This is a genomic window from Candidatus Hydrogenedentota bacterium, from assembly GCA_019695095.1.
Taxonomy (GTDB): domain Bacteria; phylum Hydrogenedentota; class Hydrogenedentia; order Hydrogenedentales; family SLHB01; genus JAIBAQ01.
In genome coordinates, this window is the sequence record JAIBAQ010000009.1 from 20,356 (window position 1) to 40,940 (window position 20,585).

Annotated in this window: 18 protein-coding genes; 12 read left to right on the forward strand and 6 right to left on the reverse strand. The window is 58.6% G+C overall.

The window, feature by feature from the left end; all coding sequences use genetic code 11:
• Window position 1 precedes the first annotated feature (1 nt).
• The 8 genes from hisA (at window position 2) to K1Y02_02920 (ending at window position 8,079) form a co-directional block, all read left to right on the forward strand.
• Window positions 2-730, forward strand: a complete 729-nt coding sequence (hisA, locus tag K1Y02_02885) for a 1-(5-phosphoribosyl)-5-[(5-phosphoribosylamino)methylideneamino]imidazole-4-carboxamide isomerase (GenBank protein ID MBX7255283.1) — start codon at window positions 2-4, stop codon at window positions 728-730.
• Window positions 727-1,584, forward strand: coding sequence for a prephenate dehydrogenase/arogenate dehydrogenase family protein (locus tag K1Y02_02890; protein ID MBX7255284.1), 858 nt, complete (start codon window positions 727-729; stop codon window positions 1,582-1,584). Before hisA ends, K1Y02_02890 begins: the two co-directional genes overlap by 4 nt.
• The gene (gene tmk / locus K1Y02_02895; GenBank protein ID MBX7255285.1) at window positions 1,581-2,210 is read left to right on the forward strand and encodes a dTMP kinase; all 630 of its coding nucleotides are present in this window, start codon (window positions 1,581-1,583) and stop codon (window positions 2,208-2,210) included. The genes K1Y02_02890 and tmk overlap by 4 nt, the downstream gene beginning before the upstream one ends.
• Complete coding sequence (holB, locus tag K1Y02_02900) at window positions 2,207-3,295, forward strand: DNA polymerase III subunit delta' (protein MBX7255286.1); 1,089 nt, start codon at window positions 2,207-2,209, stop codon at window positions 3,293-3,295. Before tmk ends, holB begins: the two co-directional genes overlap by 4 nt.
• A gap of 21 nt (window positions 3,296-3,316) precedes the next feature.
• Window positions 3,317-4,351 carry a stage 0 sporulation protein gene (locus K1Y02_02905; GenBank protein ID MBX7255287.1) on the forward strand — a complete coding sequence of 345 codons (1,035 nt, stop codon included), beginning with the start codon at window positions 3,317-3,319 and terminating at the stop codon, window positions 4,349-4,351.
• Between the two features lie 134 nt (window positions 4,352-4,485).
• Complete coding sequence (locus tag K1Y02_02910; GenBank protein ID MBX7255288.1) at window positions 4,486-5,259, forward strand: TatD family hydrolase; 774 nt, start codon at window positions 4,486-4,488, stop codon at window positions 5,257-5,259.
• A gap of 82 nt (window positions 5,260-5,341) precedes the next feature.
• Window positions 5,342-7,381 carry an ABC transporter ATP-binding protein/permease gene (locus tag K1Y02_02915; GenBank protein MBX7255289.1) on the forward strand — a complete coding sequence of 680 codons (2,040 nt, stop codon included), beginning with the start codon at window positions 5,342-5,344 and terminating at the stop codon, window positions 7,379-7,381.
• An 11-nt stretch (window positions 7,382-7,392) separates the two neighbouring features.
• Complete coding sequence (locus K1Y02_02920; GenBank protein MBX7255290.1) at window positions 7,393-8,079, forward strand: hypothetical protein; 687 nt, start codon at window positions 7,393-7,395, stop codon at window positions 8,077-8,079.
• 98 nt (window positions 8,080-8,177) lie between these two features.
• On the opposite strand, the gene K1Y02_02925 is transcribed toward K1Y02_02920, so the two are convergent.
• Genes K1Y02_02925 through malQ form a run of 3 tightly spaced genes read right to left on the reverse strand, consistent with a single transcriptional unit; the run spans window position 8,178 to window position 10,663 of the window.
• Entirely contained in the window at window positions 8,178-8,576 is a 399-nt protein-coding gene (locus K1Y02_02925) for a Dabb family protein (GenBank protein MBX7255291.1), read from the reverse strand.
• Window positions 8,577-8,609: 33 nt separating this feature from the next.
• On the reverse strand, window positions 8,610-9,077 hold the full coding sequence (locus K1Y02_02930) for a GNAT family N-acetyltransferase (protein MBX7255292.1): 468 nt from the start codon (window positions 9,075-9,077) through the stop codon (window positions 8,610-8,612).
• Between the two features lie 38 nt (window positions 9,078-9,115).
• Window positions 9,116-10,663, reverse strand: a complete 1,548-nt coding sequence (gene malQ / locus K1Y02_02935; protein ID MBX7255293.1) for a 4-alpha-glucanotransferase — start codon at window positions 10,661-10,663, stop codon at window positions 9,116-9,118.
• Window positions 10,664-10,839: 176 nt separating this feature from the next.
• On the opposite strand from malQ, the gene K1Y02_02940 reads away from it, so the two are divergent.
• Together K1Y02_02940 and K1Y02_02945 are read left to right on the forward strand one after the other, a co-directional pair.
• The gene (locus K1Y02_02940; GenBank protein ID MBX7255294.1) at window positions 10,840-12,252 is read left to right on the forward strand and encodes an arylsulfatase; all 1,413 of its coding nucleotides are present in this window, start codon (window positions 10,840-10,842) and stop codon (window positions 12,250-12,252) included.
• 43 nt (window positions 12,253-12,295) lie between these two features.
• Window positions 12,296-13,039: an NYN domain-containing protein gene (locus tag K1Y02_02945; protein ID MBX7255295.1), complete on the forward strand. Its 744-nt coding sequence runs from the start codon at window positions 12,296-12,298 to the stop codon at window positions 13,037-13,039.
• A gap of 460 nt (window positions 13,040-13,499) precedes the next feature.
• Here K1Y02_02945 and K1Y02_02950 read toward each other — a convergent pair whose 3' ends face one another.
• Window positions 13,500-14,366: a TIM barrel protein gene (locus K1Y02_02950; GenBank protein ID MBX7255296.1), complete on the reverse strand. Its 867-nt coding sequence runs from the start codon at window positions 14,364-14,366 to the stop codon at window positions 13,500-13,502.
• Window positions 14,367-14,600: 234 nt separating this feature from the next.
• On the opposite strand from K1Y02_02950, the gene prpB reads away from it, so the two are divergent.
• Together prpB and K1Y02_02960 are read left to right on the forward strand one after the other, a co-directional pair.
• Window positions 14,601-15,431, forward strand: a complete 831-nt coding sequence (gene prpB / locus K1Y02_02955) for a methylisocitrate lyase (GenBank protein MBX7255297.1) — start codon at window positions 14,601-14,603, stop codon at window positions 15,429-15,431.
• A 94-nt stretch (window positions 15,432-15,525) separates the two neighbouring features.
• Window positions 15,526-16,647 carry a bifunctional 2-methylcitrate synthase/citrate synthase gene (locus K1Y02_02960; protein ID MBX7255298.1) on the forward strand — a complete coding sequence of 374 codons (1,122 nt, stop codon included), beginning with the start codon at window positions 15,526-15,528 and terminating at the stop codon, window positions 16,645-16,647.
• 73 nt (window positions 16,648-16,720) lie between these two features.
• Here K1Y02_02960 and K1Y02_02965 read toward each other — a convergent pair whose 3' ends face one another.
• Window positions 16,721-17,077 (reverse strand): cupin domain-containing protein, encoded by a 357-nt coding sequence (locus K1Y02_02965; GenBank protein ID MBX7255299.1) that lies wholly within the window; start codon window positions 17,075-17,077, stop codon window positions 16,721-16,723.
• Window positions 17,078-17,117: 40 nt separating this feature from the next.
• On the reverse strand, window positions 17,118-20,516 hold the full coding sequence (locus K1Y02_02970) for a M4 family metallopeptidase (protein ID MBX7255300.1): 3,399 nt from the start codon (window positions 20,514-20,516) through the stop codon (window positions 17,118-17,120).
• Between the last annotated feature and the right edge of the window lie 69 nt (window positions 20,517-20,585).

A 20,585-nucleotide genomic window follows, 5' to 3' on the forward strand; every position in this document is an offset into this window, starting at 1 on the left:
CATGCGCATTGTCCCCGCGGTGGATATCCGGGGCGGGCTGTGCGTGAACCTGGTCCAGGGCGATTACGGTCAAGAGACCGTATTCGCGGAGGATCCGGTAGCGCAAGCGCGTTCCTGGCACGAACTCGGCGGCGACATCATCCACATCGTAGACTTGGACGGCGCCCGTAGCGGCGCCGTCTGTGTTTTGGATGCCGTGCGTCGCATGACGGCGGCAGGGATGCGGGTGGAAGTCGGCGGCGGGATTCGCACGATGGAAAGCATTGACGCGCTTGCCGAAGCGGGCGCGGAACGCATCATTTTGGGCACGGCGGCGCACCGGGATCCCGAGTTGCTGCGCGTAGCCGCACGCGCTTATCCTGGGCGCATTGTAGTGGGCATCGACGCGCGGGCGGGCAAGGTCGCCTTGAGCGGTTGGCTGGAGACTACCGAGACGGATGCCGTGTCGTTCGGCAAGCAAGTCGAAGACGCAGGCGCTTCGCGTATTATCTATACCGACATTCTGAGTGATGGGATGATGAAGGGTCCGAACTTGGAAGCCACGCAGGCGGTGGCCCGGGCCGTAGGCATTCCCGTGACCGCGTCGGGCGGGATGTCGTCGTTGGACGATGTCCGGCGAGTGAAAGCGCTGGAACCCGACGGCGTGGACGAGGTGATTATCGGCAGGGCGCTCTACTTGGGGGTGTTTACGTTGCCGGAAGCGATTGCCGTGGCGCAGGAACAGCCGTGACAGCACACTTCAATACGGCCGCGATTGTCGGCGTAGGTCTGCTGGGCGGTTCGCTTGGGCTTGCGCTCAAGGCGCGCCGCATGGCGGACCGTGTTTATGGAATCGGGCGCAGGCAGGAATCGCTCGACACGGCGCTGAAACTTGGCGCGGTCGACAAGACCTTTCTGGATCTGAGCGAAGGCATTCGCGGGGCCGATTTGATTGTGTTGTGTACGCCGGCGGCGCTGGTCGCAGGGCAGTTGGATACCATCGCTTCGTTATGCGACCCTTCCGCCGTTGTGACGGATGTCGCGAGCACGAAGGCCGAGATCTGCGCGCATGCGCGCGCTACGTGGCGGCAACCGCTTCGTTTTGTTGGAAGCCACCCCATGGCGGGTTCGGAGAAATACGGACCGGAACACGCGACGGATCGGCTCTACGAGAATTGCGTGACGCTTGTCGAGTGCGCGAACGGCCACGCCGCCGATGCCCATGAGGTCGTGTGCGGATTGTGGAAGGGCGTGGGTGCGCGTGTGGTTGAAATCGATCCCGCGGTGCACGACGCGCTGGTGGCGCGATCCAGTCATATTCCGCATATTGCATCCTCGTTGGTGGCGTCGCTCGCGGGTAACCTCGGCGACATTCGCTCCACGGTAGGCAAAGGGTTTCGCGATGTGACGCGTGTGGCCGGGGGACGGCCCGAAATCTGGCGCGACATTTGTCTGACGAATCGCGAGGCGATATCGGAAGGACTTGCGGAGTTGGCCAAGCGGCTTGACGCCGTGCGCGCCATGATTGCGGAGAGCGACGGGAATTCATTGGACGCCTTCTTCGCGGAGGCGCAACTTGCACGCAAGAAGGCTTTGGGCGAATGAAGCGGGGCTGCTTTATCACGTTCGAAGGCGTGGAAGGCTGCGGCAAATCGACCCAATTGGCGCTTCTTAAAGACTACCTGGAATCGCGCGGGTGTTCCGTGGACGTAACGCGAGAACCGGGGGGCACACCCATTGCAGAGGCCATTCGCGGCGTGTTGCTCGACCCTGTTCATCGCGAGATGACTTCCGTGACAGAGCTGCTGTTGTACGCTGCCGCACGGGCTCAACACGTCGCCGAGCGCATTCGGCCCGCGCTGGACGCAGGCAAGGTCGTGCTCTGCGATCGGTTTGCAGATTCAACGACGGCCTATCAAGGCGCAGGGCGCGCGTTGTCTCCGGAGACCATTGCAGCGTTGCACCGCATCGCGACAGGCGGAGTTTGGCCTGACTTGACCATCGTGCTGGACATCGATCCGGAGGAAGGTCTAAAACGCGCGATGGCACGGCGCGGCCTGGACCGGATTGAGAATGAGTCCATTGAGTTTCACCGGCGTGTTCGCGAAGGGTTCTTGGCCTTGTCGCGCTCCGAACCGGAACGTGTGGTGCCGATTGACGGCGCGCGCGGCGTAGATGCTGTAGCGGCGGACGTGCGCCGGCTGGCCGAAGAACGGATACCGCTCGCATGAGCTTCAACGCTATACGTGACCAAGAAGTGGCGGTTCGCCTGTTGCAGAACATGGTGCGCGAGAAGCGCATTCCGAATGGCTTGCTGTTCCTGGGTCCCGGAGGAGTTGGCAAGGCGATGGCGGCGACGGAACTTGCCAAGGCGATCAACTGTACGGCAGGCGGGACGGAACCCTGCGACGAGTGTCTTTCCTGCCGCAAGATTGCGCATGGAAACCATCCTGACATAAAGATTGTCACGCCCGCGACGAAGAACCGCGAAATCCTGAAGAAGGACATCGACGAGATCAACGAGTTGGCGGCGTTGCGGCCGTTTGAATCGCAGTGGCGCATTTTCATCATTCGCGATGCGGACCGCATGCGGCGCGAGGCACAAGACCACTTCCTGAAGACGCTGGAAGAACCGCCGGGCAAGTCGGTTTTCATACTGATAAGCGAGTACCCGCGCATGTTGTTGCCGACGATTCGATCGCGGTGCCAGTCTGTCCGATTTCGGGCGTTACGCCGCGAGACTGTGGCGGATCTGCTTTTGAAGCTGCGCGATTTGGACGCGAATACAGCGGATTCGATAGCGGGGATTTCGGAAGGCGAAATGTCGCGCGCATTGGATCTGGTGGACAGTGACAAACGGGACATCGTGCTGGCGCTGGCGCATAAGTTGGCAGATGGTGACGATCCGGTGGTAATGGCGGAAGAGTTCGCGGCGTTTCTCGAATCGCGACGCAAAGAGATAGAGTCCGCGGTGAAGGCGGAAATGGGGATTGACGACGCGAACGAACTTTCACGGGATGATTTGGAGCGGTTGAAGGAGCAACGGGTGGCCCAACTGAATGCGGTCATCAAACGTGATATACTCGAATTGTTGCACCTGCTGGCTACCTGGTATCGCGACGCGGCCGTACTCGGCGAGACGCATGATCGGGAGCAGGTGTGGAACAAGGATCAACTGGAACGCCTCGAACGGGAGTCCACGGCGTCGGTCGGAGAGAAGATCCGGGCCATCGAGCAGACGCGGGTGTACCTCGATCGCTACATTCCCGAAGAGCGCGTGTTCCGCGATTTGTTCCTTACGCTGGCGAAAGCATAGGCCGGCCCGGGAGTTGTGACCATGCAGATGGTGAAGATTCGATTGCGCAAGCCCACGCGCGTTTTTACGTTCTTGAGCGAAGATATTCCTTTGTTGCGAGATGAGAATTGCATCGTGCGCAGCGACCGCGGTCTCGAATGGGGAACGTGTGTGCTGCCGCCGGAGGAGTGTCCCGAAGAAGCGAAGAGCCGGCTCAAGATGACTGTTGTGCGGAAGGTGACCCACAACGACGAGGGCACGTATCACCAACTCCTTATCGATGAAGCGCGCGCGAAGGACATCTGCGCGCAGCGCATCAGAGAGCACAAGCTTCCCATGAAGCTGGTGGACGTGGAGTATACGTTCGACAAGCACAAGGTTGTGTTCTACTTCACGTCGGCGGATCGCGTTGATTTCCGGCATCTTGTACGCGACTTGGCGACGGATCTGAAGACGCGCATCGAGTTGCGCCACATTCAAGTGCGCGACGAAGCGAAGATTATCGGCGGGATCGGGGTCTGCGGGCGTGAGCTTTGTTGTTCAACGTGGCTGCAAGAGTTCAAACCGATCTCGATGAAGATGGCGAAACGGCAGAACCTGTCGTTGAATCCCACCAAGATCAGCGGGCAGTGCGGCCGATTGTTGTGCTGCCTGAGCTACGAAAACGAAATGTACAAAGACGCGAAGCGCGCAGAGGCATCGGCGAAATCGGCTCCGAAAGAAGAGGAGCCGATCGAGGCGGATGTGTTCGGGCACGAGGGCGCGTTCGCCGATTCGCCGTATCGTCCGTCCGACTGGAAAGAACGGCTGCTGGCAGTCGCCGATGGCGACGAGGAAGTCATCACCGAAGAGTTCGAGGACGATGCGGACGTGATGGTGGACGAAGAGGACACCAACGCAGTGTCGGGGCAACGCCGCGAGCAACGCCCGCAGCAGGGTGGCCGTCCGCAGGGTCCGCGTCCGCAGGAAGGGCAGGCGGGCGAGGGCGGCGGACAACGCCGTGGCAGGAGACGCCGCCGCAGGAAGAGTTCGGGTGGCGGTGGCCAGGAAAACCGGCCGGCGAATCCCCAGAACTAGGCCCCCGTGAAGAACCGAATTATCGACAGGGACAAACCCGTCTTCTCTTTACTCCGCTTTGTGGAAACTTGGGACAGACCCGTCTCCGCTTCGCTACGCTTGGGGCAGTCGGTGATTGCCTTCCGGATTCCGTTATGAAGCGGCCTGTTGATACGCACTGCCATATCCAGTCTGAAAAGTTCGACGAAGACCGCGAGGCTACTATTTCGCGCGCGCTGGATGCGCTTGAGTGGATTGTGGTCATCGGCGACGATCTAGAATCGAGCGAGGCGGCGGTTGCGTTGACACGAGACCGTGTGTATGCGGCTGTGGGTGTGCATCCGTACCATCCCGAGTATGTCACGGAAGAGGGCATTGCGAAATTGCGGGAAATGGGGAGCCGTTCCGGTGTGGTGGCCATCGGAGAGATTGGCCTCGATTACTACAAGTACAACACGGCTCCGCGTGAAGCGCAGCAGAACGCGTTTCGCGCTCAATTGGACCTTGCCGTGGAACTGAATCTGCCGGTGGTTATTCACAACCGTGATGCCGAAGACGATATGGCGGCGACGTTGGACGAGTATGCGCGACAGTTGCCGGGCGGCATCATGCATTGCTTCTCGGGCGATGCGGCGTTTGCCGAAACGTGTGTGGCCTGGGGCTTTCACGTATCGTTTGCTGGGAACGTAACCTTTCCAAAGGCTGGGTCGTTGCGTGAAGCGGCGCTGGCCGTGCCGATGAATCGCTTATTGATTGAAACGGATAGCCCGTATCTAGCGCCGCAACCGGTGCGCGGCAAGCGGTGCGAGCCTGCCTTTGTGCGGTACACTGCGGAGACTCTGGCGGCGCTGAAGGGACTGACGTTTGAGGAATTCTGCGAGCAGACCACGCGAAATGCGTCTGAACTGTTTCGAGTTATGCCGCGCTGAGCGGACGCTTTCCTTGTTGAATTGCGAGGCGTTGTGATAGCCTCGAATCTCGAGTTTCCTTACCTAAGAAACGGACAGAATTATGCATGGTGTTGACGATACGGGCGAATACAATCCGCGCCACCTGAGCGACGCGCAGGGCCGCACGTGGCCGATCTACAACCGGTTGCTTGGCTACGTGATGCGGTACAAGTTCCGGCTGGCGACCTCGATCGTATTCGCTTTTTTTGTTGCCGGTTCGTTCGGGGGCGTGATTATCGGCACGGGCACCATCGTTAAGTACGTGTTTGAATCCAATGATGCGAAGGTTGCAGGCGATCTTGCGCATGTTCAGAAGAATGTGAGCCAGCGCGCGGACAAGATTGATGCGTTCATTGGAGGCAAGTATGCCAACCGGCTGGCGGGTGACATCAATGGGTTGATCGCGACGAGGCTGGCCTATCTTCGAGAAAACCCCATGCGCGCCATGACGTGGGTGTGTGTATTGGTCATGTCGCTGACCATTCTGGGCGGCATTGCGCGGTTCTTGCAGGAGTACTTGTCGGCGTCGATTGCGACCTTTGTGACGATACAACTCGGCAAGGAGATGTACGCAAACATCATCCGTTTGCCGCTGAAGTTCTTTGAGCAGCGCACCTCGGGAGAAGTGGTGGCGCGACTGACCAACGATATTTTTATGGCGGGCCGCGGTTTGACGGTCGTGTTCATGAAGTTGTTTCGCGAGCCATTCAAGGCGCTCATGTTCCTGGGAATCGCCCTGTGGCAAAGCGTGTCGCTCACATTGATTGGACTGTGTGTGTTGCCGCCGGTCGCTTACGTGATGATTAAGGTTGGCCAAAGCGTGCGACGGCGCGCGCGACGGTCGTTGGAGAAGGTCGCATCGTTGCAGACGGTAGCGAAGGAGACCGTGACGGGGATTAGTATCGTCAAAGGGTATTCGATGGAAGATTACGCCATCGGTGTGGTGAATCGTGAATACCGGAAGCTGGAGCGTCAGGGTCTGAAGATGATGTGGGCCGACGCGGCCATTGGCCCGCTGACCGAAATCGTGATGATGATTGGTTTCGTGGTCTTCATTTATATCAGCGCCAAACAGGTTAAGGACGGCATCCTGGAACTGTCTGAGCTCGCTGTGTTGTACGTCGCGCTGGCGGGCATGCTCGATCCGATTCGCAAAATCACGTCGGTGAACAACGCGGTGCAGAGCAGTGTGGCCAGCGCACAACGCGCGTTCGAGTTCATTGACATGAAGCCCGAGATTCTGGATGCGCCGGACGCGGTCGAATTGAAACCGATTAAAGACGGCATCCGCTTTGACAACGTGCAGTTCGGATACGACGGCAAGACGGAAGTCCTGCACGGCGTGTCGTTTGAAGTGAAGAAGGGCGAGATGGTGGCGATCGTCGGCCACAGCGGCGCGGGCAAGAGTACAGTCGTGAAGTTGTTGCCGCGTTTCTACGACGTGACCGGCGGCGCGATCCGGTTCGATGGCATCGATATTCGGAAGGTGACACAAGAGAGCCTGCGCGCGCAGATCGGCATCGTGACGCAAGAGATCATCCTGTTTAACGAGTCTGTACGCGCGAACATTACCGCGGGCAGGACCACGTATTCGGATGACCGCATTCGCAGTGCCGCGAAGGCCGCGCACGCCGAGGAGTTCATTGAGCGGTTGCCGCGCGGATACGACACGCCCGTGGGCGAATCGGGTGGACTATTGTCGGGCGGGCAACGCCAGCGTCTGGCGATTGCGCGCGCGCTGATGAAGGACCCGTCCATTCTGATTCTTGACGAGGCCACCTCAAGTCTGGACACCGAGAGCGAGCGCGCGATTCAGAGGGCTATCGAGGAGTTTGTGGTGGGGCGCACGTCGATCGTGATTGCACACCGACTGTCTACGGTGCAGCGAGCGGATCGAATCATTGTGCTCGACAATGGGTGCGTAGTCGAGCAAGGGACGCACCACGAACTGTTGCAGCGCGAAGGCAGCGTCTACCGCCGTCTGTACGAAGTGCAGTTTGCGAGCGAAGAAGCCGCGCAGGCCGAGAGTGTAGACGCGACTCGTCCAGTCGAGAAGGCAACGAGTCCTGCACCTCGTGTTGAGCCGGACGTCGCGTATTGAGGGACGCCGTCGTGGGACGTGGCATAGTACTTCTGGTTGTGCTTATCACGGCGTGTTCGCCCGCGCCACCCGCTCCTACGGACAAGCCGGTGGAGTCGCAGGCGCCCACGCAGCAATCTCCTGTCAGCCCCGTTCCTGCGGCGAGTTCTCAAACCACATTGGCGCGCGTGCGAGTGGTCGATATGGAGGGGCGGCCTTTGGTCAACATGATGCCTATCGCATCCAAAGAGCCCAACGCGTTCGGCAAGCCTATCGCGCAGGGCGCGTTGACGGATGTGGATGGACGGGGGGTGGTGTCGATACCCGCCGAACAATGGCTTTACGTGCGCGCGTGGGACCCGACGCGGCGCGTATTTGCGAACAACTATTTCGATGTATTGCCAGGCAACGCCAACCAGACTGAAGAAATGGTCATCACGATGGTGCCGGGGGCGTCACTCAGCATGGAACTCGTGACGCCCGAGGGGCGGCCCGTTGCCGAAGAGAATGTGGGTGTCATGCTCTTTCACCCGACTCGCGGACCGTGGTGGCCCGACGAGGCCGATTCGGATAAAGAGGGACGCGTTGTGTTTCCGTCGCTGCCGCCGGGCAAGTTCACGGTGAAGCTAAAGACAATCAGTGGGCTGACGCTTGATCTGCCGGAAGTGGTCTTGCCTCCGAATGGTAAGACGGACTTGGGCGAAGTGGCGCTGCAATAAAAGAAGGACCCGAACGATCAAGTGAGGCGAAGACAGCCGTTAGGCCGCTCCTCAATCTCGACTCGTTCAGGTCCTTAACGTTGTTTGGATGCCGGCTTCTAGTCGCGGGCCCAGTAGTCCACCACCAGCGCCTTCTCAAGGCAGGTGCCGGCAAGTTTGACGAATTCCTTGTGTACGGGGTGCGGCAGGTAGGCGTCGCGGTCGGCTTCGCTCTTGAAGGTCACGAAGAAGCAGTGCGTGAATCCTTGTTGCAGATTTTCCGTGCTGACATCCGTGCCCCATTCGAAGTCCTGGATCAGCGGCAGCTTGCCCTTCATGGCGGCGAAGGCTTCTTCTACGCTCTTGACCTGTTCCGGCGTGGCGTCGGCCTTGAACTTGAAGAGCACGACATGACGAAGGACCTTGGCTCCTTCCGGCTTGTCCGCGGCGTGGACCACCGCCATGCCCACCACCAGAACGAGCGAGAACGCGAGTAACGTTGCAAGCAGCTTCTTCATTGTTGATTCCCCTTGTGTGTTGGTTTGGATCGACTACGGGACTGGTTCGATTCTTTTCCGAAAATGGACAACATGTTCCGTTTCTTCGAAACCGACATGCAGGTGGGCGGCGATACCCATAGCATTGCTGACCACGGCATCGGATGCCAATTCGCGGCAATCCCGGGCGAACGACCATTCTTCGATGGCCCGGATCAGGGCTTTGCCGACGCCCTGGCCGCGGGCGTCCTTGTCTACATACCAGCCTTCGATGTACCCAACGGGGCTGGTTTCGCAGCCTTCGGCATGGCGGCGGATGGAGGCTTCAACGAAACCTTGAAGGCCTCCACCCGGGCGTGGGCAGACCATGACGACAGCGTCGTATGCGGTCATGATGGACTTCATTTCGGCACGGTGCTGGTCTTCAGAGCCTTGCGGCCATAGAAGCTGCCGCATGCGCAGCCACTCGTATTGGTCGTCGAGCGACGCGCGGTGAATTGCGAATCTGATGGAACTCTTCATGGAGGTATATCGATAGTTGCCGGTACTACGCGCCGGATTTACTGCGAACCGGTGGTATTGTCCGGTAGCCGTCCATATATGTCGGTCAATTCGGCGAGCCGTTCGCCCACGGAGTCATTCAGCATGCCCGAGGCCAAGCGCCAGCGCCAATTGCTACCTCCCGAACTCCCCGGGAGGTTCATGCGCGCCTCGCTGTCGAGGCCGAGGATATCTTGAACGGGAACGACCGCCGTATCGGCAACCGAGGCCATGAGGGCACGGATACACACCCAATTGATGTCTTTGCCACTGGTGTTGAGGTAGTTTTTCGCGTAGGCGCGTTCAGCAGATATGGCCTTGCGCGACTGGGTAGAGCCGCCTTTGGCGTCCCACCAGCCGACAGTGGTGTCGTTGTCGGCGGTGCCGGTGTAGGCGACCGTGTTGTGTTCCCAGAGATGGGGCAGGAGACCCGAGTGGCGGGCGTCCGCGCCGAACGCGAACTGGAGGACGGCCATGCCGGGGAATCCAAGCCGGTGGCGCAGTTCTTCCACCTCGTCCGTGATGATGCCGAGGTTTTCGGCGACGATGGCCACTTCGCCCAACGCGCCGCGAATGGCATTGAAGAGGTTGTCGCGCGGTCCGGGCAGCCAACGCCCGTTGACGGCGGTTTCCTCGCTGGCCGGAACTTCCCAGTAGGATTCGAAGCCGCGGAAGTGATCAATGCGCACGATGTCGACGAGCGACAAAGTGGCGCGAATGCGCTGAATCCACCAGAAATACCCGCGTTGTTCCATGACGTCCCAGCGGTAGAGCGGATTGCCCCACAACTGACCGGTTGCGCAGAAGTAATCCGGCGGAACGCCGGCGACAACCGTGGGGTAGCCTTTTTCGTCGAGATAGAACAGGTCGGGGTGCGACCACGTGTCGGCGCTATCCCAGGCGACATAGATGGGGATGTCGCCAAGAATTCGGATGCCGCGTTCGTTGCAGTAGCGCTTGAGCGCGCACCACTGCTTGAAGAACTGAAACTGGACGAACTTCAGCACATAGATTGGTTCTGCGAGAGCCTCGCCCCAATGCCGGAGCGAATCATCGAGACGCTGCCGGAGGCCGTCGTCCCAGGTTGTCCACGGCTTCCATTTGTACGCCTGCTTGGCGGCCATGAACAGGGTGTAATCGCTGAGCCACCAGTTTTGGTCGGTGCAGAACGAGTCGAAGGCGTGCCGATCCGGGTGGTTCGGGTTTGCCTTAAACGCGGCGGCGGCCTTGTCGATGAGTCCTCGTTTCCAGTCGATGACCCAGCCAAAATCGACGCGGTCCGACGGAAAGTCCGGCGGATTGGAAATTTCCTGCGGGTCGAGGAGGCCGTCCTCAACAAGCAGTTCTGGGCTGATTAGCAGAGGATTGCCCGCAAACGAGGAGAAGCACTGATAGGGCGAGTCGCCGTATCCGGTGTGTCCAAGCGGCAGAACCTGCCAAACGCGCTGACCGTACTTTGCGAGGAAGTCGGCAAAACGATAGGCCTCGCTTCCCAGGTCACCGATTCCGAATCGGCCCGGTAACGAGGTCGGGTGCAACAGAAGACCGCTACAACGTTTAGTTTTCACGCCTGCGATTGTATATGGCAAGCGCCCCCCGTTTGCAAGCGGAAGGTTTCATGTCGCGAGTTGGAGGTTGCTTACAGTCAGGCAAGACTGCTTCTTCGTTCTATTTCGCTGTAGTGTGCATATGGCACCTCATGCGACTAAGATAGAGGAGACGAACGAGGAGATCCCCTATGTATATGAATCGCCGGGAATGGTTGCGGGTCGCTGGGGTTGCGGCGGGGAGTGGCTTGTGGGCGAGTGTGGCGCGCGGCCAGGATGCGGCTGGCGCGGCGGCGAAGCGTCCGAACGTGGTCTTTATCCTTGCGGATGACTTGGGGTATGGCGATCTCGGATGCTACGGCCAAAAAGTAATTCAAACACCGCGGCTGGATCAGATGGCGGCGGAGGGCGTGCGGTTTACGCAAGCGTACGCGGGGAGCACGGTGTGCGCGCCGTCGCGGTGTTCGTTGATGACCGGGTACCACTGCGGGCACGCGTGGATACGCGGAAACGGAAGGCAATCCCTGCGCCCAGAGGACGTGACTATCCCCGAACTGATGAAGCGGGCGGGGTACGCAACGGCGCTGATTGGCAAGTGGGGCTTGGGCGAACCGGATACGACGGGGTCGCCCATCAAGAAAGGCTTCGACTATTTCTTCGGTTACACGGACCAGGGTCACGCGCACAATTACTACCCGGACTTTTTGTGGCGCGGCGAGGAGCGGGTGCCCATTGAGGGCAACGTGCAGAGTCCGACAAAAAAAGGTGTTGCCGTCGAGCGGAAACAGTATTCACACGACCTGTTTATCGAAGAGGGCTTGAGTTGGATCGAAGCGCACAAAGCAGAACCGTTCTTTCTGTATCTCGCACTGACGATACCGCACGCGAATAACGAACGCGGGCGCGCGGAAGGCGACGGTATGGAGGTGCCGGACTACGGGCTGTACGCGGACAAGGCGTGGCCGAAACCGGAGCAAGGGCGAGCCGCGATGATCACGCGGATGGACCGCGATGTGGGGCGTGTTCTGGATCGGTTGCGCGACTTGGGCATCGCGGAGAACACCATCGTGTTTTTCACGAGCGACAACGGTCCGCACCGGGAAGGCGGATCGGATGCCGACTTCAATGACAGCAACGGGCCGGTGCGCGGCTACAAGCGCGACCTTACGGACGGAGGCATCCGTGAACCGATGCTGGCGTGGTGGCCGGGGACGTTGAAGCCGGGCGCGGTAAGCGAGCAGGTGTGGGCGTTTTGGGACGTGATGCCGACGCTTGCCGAATTGGCGGGCGTGGAACCGCCGAAAGGGATCGACGGGATATCCATTGTGCCGACATTGAAAGCAAACGGCGTGAAACCGGAGTTGGTGGAGCAGCCGCAGCATGAGTTTCTGTATTGGGAATTTCATGAGGGAGGCTTCGATTGCGCGGTGCGGTACGGTGACTGGAAAGGCATCCGCAATGGGCTTCACGGGCCGCTTGAGCTGTACAACATTAAAGACGACATCGGGGAAACGAAGGACGTGGCCGCGGACCACCCAGACATTGTCGCGAAGATCGAGGAGTATCTGAAGACCGCGCGCACAGAGAACGAATTCTGGGTGCCGAAGTAGGGGCGGCGAGAAAGCGGGCGCATTGGCGCAGAATCGAGGGACCATGGCGGTCGAAAAAGCGGAACGCTTGGCGGTATTGATCGACGCGGACAATACGCAGAGTTCGATTATCGAAGGATTGCTGGCGGAGATTGCGAAGTACGGCGTGGCCAGCGTGAAACGCATCTATGGGGATTGGACGTTACCCGCGTTGAAAGGCTGGAAAGAGGTGCTCCTGGAGCACTCCATTCAGCCGATTCAGCAATTCGGGTACACGCGCGGGAAGAACGCCACCGACAGCGCGATGATTATCGACGCGATGGACCTGCTGTACACGGGAAAGTTTACGGGGTTCTGCCTCGTGTCGAGCGACAGCGATTTCACGAGGCTGGCATCACGTATCCGGGAGTCGGGTTTGCTTGTGTACGGGTTTGGCGAGAAGAAGACACCGGCGGCCTTCGTGTCGGCGTGCGACAAGTTCATTTACACCGAAGTGCTGCGCGCGAAGATTAACGAGAACGACGCGATTGCGCGGAAGTCGGCTTCCGAGTTGAAGCAAGACACGAAGTTGGTCCGTTTGATTCGCAACGCGGTCGAATCGTCATCGGACGAAGTCGGTTGGGCGCACCTCGCCAATGTGGGCAGCAACATCGCAAAACAGTCGCCGGAGTTTGACCCGCGCAACTACGGGTACGCCAAACTCAGCGAGTTGATCAACGCCATCAAGCTGTTCGACATCGAGGAACGGCAAGTCGGCGAAGGGCGCGGAAAGGCGATTTACCTGAGGGACAAGCGGAAGAAGGAGTGAGGGGTGCATCAGCAAGCGATGCGAAAACGCTAAGTTAAGAGGAGACCTGACGGTCGTAAGAGTGGCGCGGTCAGGAAACCGCGCCACAGCAGGAGACGTCGTATTTTCGTACCGCTCCCCCAAAAAACAGCTTCATCTAAACAATATTTGGAACTCGCTTTGGATTGTCATGCTGAGCGGCAGCGAAGCATCTGGCGCCGGAATGAGCCGATCTTACGCCAGATCCCTCGCTTCGCTCGGGATGACAGTTTAACTGCCTTGCGACACAGCTCTCTTCGTGCCGTGATTCTTCCCCAGTGGGCAACACGCGCATTCGACGTTGCACTTAAAGGCTCAGGAGTACTTGAGCCGAGGCAAGAATGTCAACCGCCACGAAGTACGATGCCGGATAGAGTTAGTTCTCTCCCGATTCATCGATGATTCGGACATAGCCGTGCCGTTTCGCTAAAGTTGCTCTCCGCTACACATCGCATATCCGAACCGCTTGGGTCAGCGACGGGATCGGGTCTTTCGCCGGGATGAATTCTTGGGCGAGGTAGCCGGTGAAGCCGGTAGCGACGATGGCTTCGCAGATGCGGCGGTAGTTAAGTTCCTGGGTGGCGTCGATTTCGTGGCGTCCGGGAACGCCGCCGGTGTGGTAGTGGGCGATGTATTGGTGGTTCGCTTCGATGGTGGCGATGACGTCGCCTTCCATAATCTGCATGTGGTAGATGTCGTAGAGAAGTTTGAAGCGGTCAGAGCCGACTTCTTTGCACAATTCCACGCCCCATGCGGTGTGGTCGCATTGGTAGTCTTTGTGGTCGCGCTTGCTGTTGAGCAGTTCCATGCAAATGTTGATGCCCAACTTCTCTGCCGTCGGCATGATGCGCTTCAGCCCTTTGGCGCAGTTCTTGATTCCTTCTTTGTCGCTCAAGCCGCGGCGATTGCCGGACAAAGCGATCATGTTGGGAACACCCGCGGCGACGGCGAGCGGCAGTAGGCGCTCTGATTCATCCACGTACTTGTCGTGATTCTTCGGGTCGTTCCACCCGTCGGTAAGACCGCTGGGGCCGTTGGCCATCGCGCAGACGAGTCCGTAGTTCTTGACCGTGGCCCAGTCGCTTTCGCCGAGCAGATCGATTCCCTTGAGACCGATGGCCGCCCCTGCTTTGCACAGTTCGTCCAGGGGGATCTTCGAATAGCACCATTTGCAGGCGGACTGTTTCAGGTTGCCCTTCACGGGGCCATCGGCGGGCGCGGCGGCATCTTGCGCGCTGGCTACAAGCGATCCGGCGACGGTTCCTGCGAGAACGGACATGGCAGTACGACGAGTAATCGCGGGCGGCATAGGAAGTCTCCTTGTTGTCGTGTGAACGTATTGTGACAGATGGCGGGGGTGGGGTCCAGTTGGGGAGGGACCCATGGGACCTATGGGTCCTATGGGGCGCGGTTCTTGACATAGACATGGGTGTAGTGCCACGCTTCAGTACGTTGGGGGCAGTTTGGGGCTGGCTGATTTCAGCCGGGGCGTGTGTTTGGTTGCACATTTGTCGCGGAGAACGCCGTTGTGACGCATGGTTCAATGGAACGTTCCGATCGCTTGCGCGCGCTGCTCGCGGACCACACGGTAGCCATGCCCGGCGCGATCAACGCGCTGAGCGCGCGCCTGATCGAGCAAGAAGGGTTCGAGGCGATTTACCTATCCGGGGCGGTGTTGGCCAACAGTGTGGGCGGCGTGCCGGATGTCGGGTTGATGACCCTTTCGGAGTCGGTGGCGCATTGCGCGGCCATCGCGAATTCGACAAGTCTGCCGATCATTGCCGACGCGGACACGGGGTATGGCGGGCCCGAAAACGCCGCGCGCACGGTGCGTTTGCTGGAGGCGGCGGGCGTCAGCGGGATTCATCTGGAGGACCAGAATTTTCCAAAGCGTTGCGGCCACCTCGATGGCAAGTCTCTTGTGTCGATGGAGGAATTCTGTGAGAAGATTGCCGCGGCAGCAGAAGCCAAGACAAGCGACGACTTCCTGCTGTTGGCACGCACGGATGCGCGCGGGGTGACAAGTTACGACGACGCGGTGAAGCGCGCACACGCCTATCTGGAGGCGGGGGCCGATGGCATTTTTCCCGAGGCGCTGCAGGGCGCGGAGGAGTTTGCGCGGTTCGCGCAGGACGTCGACACCATTTTGCTGGCGAACATGACGGAGTTTGGAAAGACGCCGTACCTCAGTGTGGATGAATTCTCGGAAATGGGGTATAACATCGTGATCTTCCCGGTGACCTTGCAGCGGATTGCTATGAAGGCTATGCAATCGGCGCTACAGGAGTTGAGGGAAGTGGGTACGCAGCGCGACATGCTGGATCTGATGCAGACACGGCAAGAGCTGTACGAGTTGCTCGACTACGACGTGTAATCGCAAGCCGCGGTTCGTGCGCCGCGGATACGATAGTTGGCCCGGAGCAAGGCTGGGCGCCTGGTGCAAATCGCAATTCAAGGAGGGTGGGTTCATGTCCCAGGAGAATTTCAAGCCTGGACTGGAAGGAGTCATTGCGGGCGATACGGAAGTGGCGTGCGTCGATCAGGGTGTGCTTCTGTATCGCGGATATGCCATCGAGGACTTGGCTGAACACGCCACGTTCGAAGAAGTGGCGCATTTGCTGCTGTACGGGGAATTGCCGGATCAGATTCAACTTGACGTGTTGAAAGCCGTTGTGGAGGAAGCGCATACGCTTTCGAAACCGGTTGTCGATGCGCTTCGGCTGATTCCACACGATGTGCCGATGATGGATGTGCTGCGCTCCATGGTGTCGTTTGCAGGGCATTACGACCCCGTCAAGGGAGACAGCACGCCCGCGATGTATCAACGGGCCCTGTGGTTGATTGGGCAGACGGCGGCCATCATCTCGGCGCGGTACCGTTTGATCAACGGTAAGGAACCCATCGAGACGATGTGCGGCCTGTCGCACGCGGCACAAATCCTGTACCAGGCTCATGGTGTCGTGCCCGATGCGTTATCGGCGCACTTGCTTGACTTGACGCTTGTGCTCTACGCCGAACACGAATTTAACGCGAGCACGTTCACGTGCCGAGTGATTTGTTCGACGATGTCAGACATGGTTTCCGGTGTTACGGGGGCCATAGGCGCGCTTAAGGGGCCGCTTCACGGCGGGGCCAACGAAGCGGCGATGGAGATGCTGAAGCAATTCAAGACCGCGGATGAAGCGAAGGCTTGGATCGCGAATGCGCTGGCCACCAAGCAGAAAGTGATGGGATTCGGCCATCGCGTCTACAAACACGGCGACCACCGGGCGCGCATTCTGGAGCGCGAACTGCGCAAACTTGCGGAGAGCAAGGGCGAACAACGCTGGATGGACATCTATGATGCCATCAAGGATCCGATGGTGAATGAGAAGAACATCATGCCGAATGTGGACTACCCGTGCGGACTGACCTATTTCCTTCTGGGACTTCCGCTCGATTTGTATACGCCGCTATTTGTCGCGTCGCGGGTTACGGGTTGGTGCGCCCACTTTATTGAACAGGCCATGAATAACCGCATTTACCGGCCGTTGAGCCGATATACGGGTCCTGCTTTGCGTCCGGTGAAGCCGCTTGCAGAGCGCGGCTAGCCCCGGCTTTCTCGAGACTTCGTAAAACAAGACAAAGGCGCCCGGCAGGTAAGTCTCCGGGCGCCTTCTTAGATTAGATGGAAGCGCTTGGTTCCAGGGAAGCGCTGTCAGCGAAATGGGTGTCGGCAACATCGTAGGCCGGCGATGCGATAATCAGCGATTCCAGTTCGCCTTGGGCGTAATGCCTGGCTCCAGGCTTAATCCAAACGCAATCGCCCGCCTCGACTTGTACGGGTTCTCCGTCGATGAACAGAATGCCCGAGCCGTGCAATACGTAATAATACTCGTGCGTGTGTTCGTGCCAGTGCTCACGGGCGTCGTGAATACTAAGATGAGTGACGCTTACGGGGACGCCGTCGTCTTTCTTGAACAAGCGCCTTCGGAAGCCGCACGTACTCCGCTCGGACGGGACCGAGTCCGCTGTCCTCATCTCGTAGCGTGGCGTTCCCATGCCTATTTGGTGCTTGCGCCTAGTTTCCGTGCAAGATCGAGTTCACGGTAGTTTGCAGATCCGATGCGTCGGTATTGCCGTCACCGTTTGCGTCTGGGTTAATCCGCGGATCTATCGTCCCGAGCACCGCAGCAACAACCGCCTGCAGATCCACGGAGTTGATCTTGCCGTCCTTGTTGGCATCCGATTTTGCAGCCTCTCCGATGGTAACCATCGGCGATTGGTACGCAATGCCGCGCAGGTATTCGTAACCCGTCACGGTGTAGCCTACGGGAATTGTCGTGGGCAAGACGGTGAAGTACCAGAGTTCACCCGGTTTCGTTGCGGTATTCGGCACGGTCAGTTGGTTGTTGAACGCGGGTATGTGGGCGTTGTTCTTGTACCAAAGGATCGTGCTTGGTCCTTCAGGCTGAGTCGGGTGCACATAATCATAGCTGCCGTACAGGTTATCGCCGTCGGCGGGTTCCGTGGGCAGCAACGTCAGATTCTCCGCAATCGGCGCCACGTCGTCTTCGGTGAGGTAGATGTAGACAATTTGACTGGCGATAGTTGCGCCAACGGTTGCGGTAAATACGACTTCATGAACTTCGGCGGAAGCGCCGTCGGTATCCCAAATGAAAGCGCCCGTAGTGGTGTTGAAGGAGGCGCCGCCGGGAGTTCCATTCGCCCCATAGGTGGGCGTGCCCCCAATGCTAGAAGTGGCGTGAACCGTGAATTGGACCGTATCTCCGACACTCGCATATTGAATGGGAATTGGGTCGATCTGAACGGCAATGGGTTGAGTCAACTCCGAGAGATTCGAGGCCACTTCCTCGGGTTTCTTAACGTTGTCAACGAGGTCTTTGGCGAGCAACGGGAGGCCCCGGCCATCGGATATGCCGACGATGGCGTTCTTGACGGTTAGCGCCCCATATGTCATTCGAATATGCCCGCTATAGAAGAGTTCACACTGCACGGTGTTGCCGTAGTTCTGCCCGGGAATCGTTGTGCCAGTTCCAGTAAAAGCGGGAACGTTTTCAAACGTGACAACCATTCGGTCGTCCAGGAAGCGGCCCCAGACTTGTCCTCCCGCAGTCGGGTTCAGATCAGAGAACAGGAACGAGATTCGAGGCCACTCGAAGTGCTTTTCGTAGGTTGTGGGATAGTTCGGGTCGCTGAAGATGGCGTAACGATCCACGATTGCCGTAATGCACCCATTGGCGCTGACGGTCAGCTCCGTCAGCAGGTTCCCGAAGAACGGGAAAGGTGCGTCGGGTGAGAAGGAGACGGATCCGTCATCCGTCAACGGCAGGTTGAAGATGTTCTCTTTCGCGATAGGCAGGGTCGCGGCGTCTGTGATGGTGGCTTCGTACGTCGGGTAGTTGAAGTAGTCCTCCGGGCGAAAGGATGCATACCCCTGCAGAAGACTGCCCGTGGGTGCGATAAGAATCTGACGATAGGAAAGATCGGTCCCGTTGGTGTAGTTTTCGCTGAGGTAATCGATGTCTTGCCCGACATATACCCGTGCGTAGAGCGGTTCGTTTTCCGGGTCTGAACCTGTCAGCGGAAAGATCCCATAAAACAGTTGAGTGCCGGATGCGAAATTCCCGTCTACGTACTTGGTCTGGCCTAACACGAGGTCGGTTACGACCGTGCCGTCTGCGTCATGATTTGGGAAATGAAGTGTATTCCTGACGACCCTTACGCCTGTGAAGTCGCCGAAATCCGGGTTTTCCCACGTCAGCACAACCTTGTTGGATCGCTCACTGGAGCCTTGAGCGCGGAGATTCCGAAGGTAACCTTCGGGGATCAGGATCTCCGTTGCAAACAATGCTCGCTTGACATTCTGTGCGTCCAGAGCGAGATTCTCCGCGGCTTGCAGCAAAGCTAGACCGAATTCGGGGTAGTCAGACGATTCGTTCAAGAGATTGGTCTGAACTTCGTAAACCAAATCCGATGCCGCGTCGATACCTAACCCCGTGACCGAAAAGCCATTGAAATCATCACCATCGGTTAGCAGATAGCAGAGCTTGTTGCCCACGCCGCTATTGTGATGGACTCCCCCGTTATCATCTACGCCGTAGAACCAGCCACTGCCCAAGTACCTGTCGGGCATCCGGTAAGAGTCTCCGTCCAGAAAGTTCGCGACCACGGGAGGATTCTTCATAGATCGAATTGCCCCACCGTAATAACCGGAACCGAACGGAATGTCTTCTCCCATCCACCATTTGGCGGCAGGGGTGTCATCGCCATAGATGTCTGTTGCAGTGTTCGACTGATCGACCCATTCCCCCCACATGTCGGAAATGGACTCGTTAATCGCGCCGGACTCATTTGCGTATATAAGGTCAGACGTATAGTCCGTGACGCCGTGCGTGAGTTCATGCGCGACAACGTCATCTACAACGAAGTCCTTGCCAAAGATCATCGCTTTTGCCGAACTGCTCCAGCCGGCATTCCGATAGGGGCAATAATAGATCGAAGGACAATAGCGAACGGTCGCAACCATGGTCATGCCTGCGTCGTCGATGCTGTCACGTCCATTTATGGCCTGGTAAAAATCATAGGTGTCGCCGTAGTAGTCGTATGCTAAATCCACATCCGCAATGCCTGTGGCCGACTGGCTTTCCTGGCGGGCGAGCGTGCCGGAAGAAGTGCTGTGGGCGTCGTAAATGCGCCGAAACTTGGCATTGTGAATCAACGACCATTTGAACGCGACCAACCCGCTATGTGCGTCGACAAGCACACGTTCGCTCACTCCGATGGGAGTGCTGTCGACAACCACAGACCACACCAAGCGCACGGGCCCGAGATTGCCAATTATGGTTGGGGCGTAGATCATCAGTTCCGGAGTCGAGGTGGTGTATTGGAATTCCGGATTCTCCAATTTCAGGACGGCAATCGCCGCTTGGGATGCCGCATTCGCGGTAATCGTCGGAGTGGTCGATAAAGAGCCCGAATAAAGGCTCGGGGCTTCGCGCATGATATCGCTGTTGACACAGACGACATCTTTCGCCGCGTTCAACTGCACGATTGCGCTGGCTCCCAGTACCTTGATGCCCTTGAAGGTCTGTCCCACGCGCACGTAGGTACGCCCGTCTTTTGATGTGATGCGGGTGGTGGTGAGGCCAACGTTAGGGTTGAGAACTCCAAATGCCTTGGCGTTTTCGTTGATAAACGCTTTGGCGACGGCGTCAGCCGATCCGGCATTCTTTGCGGCGACCGATGGGGCAAAGGAAGCGCCGGACGGGGCTCCCATAAAGCGGAGGTAGCCTTCCGCGGAGTATAGAGTCGTCGCCGATTCAATATTCGCTCCGCCCTGGAGGGTCTTCAGGGCCTTCATGGCGTCGGGAGGGATTGGCTGCTGAGCGGCAGCAGTCCCAGCGACAACAATGAATACCCCAAGAACGATTACAAGAAGCGCCAATCGGGCTCGCATGGGATCTCCCTCCATCCTGCCAAGAGCGCGCGCGTAGGATGAAATCACCCTTGCCTCAACTCAACACTT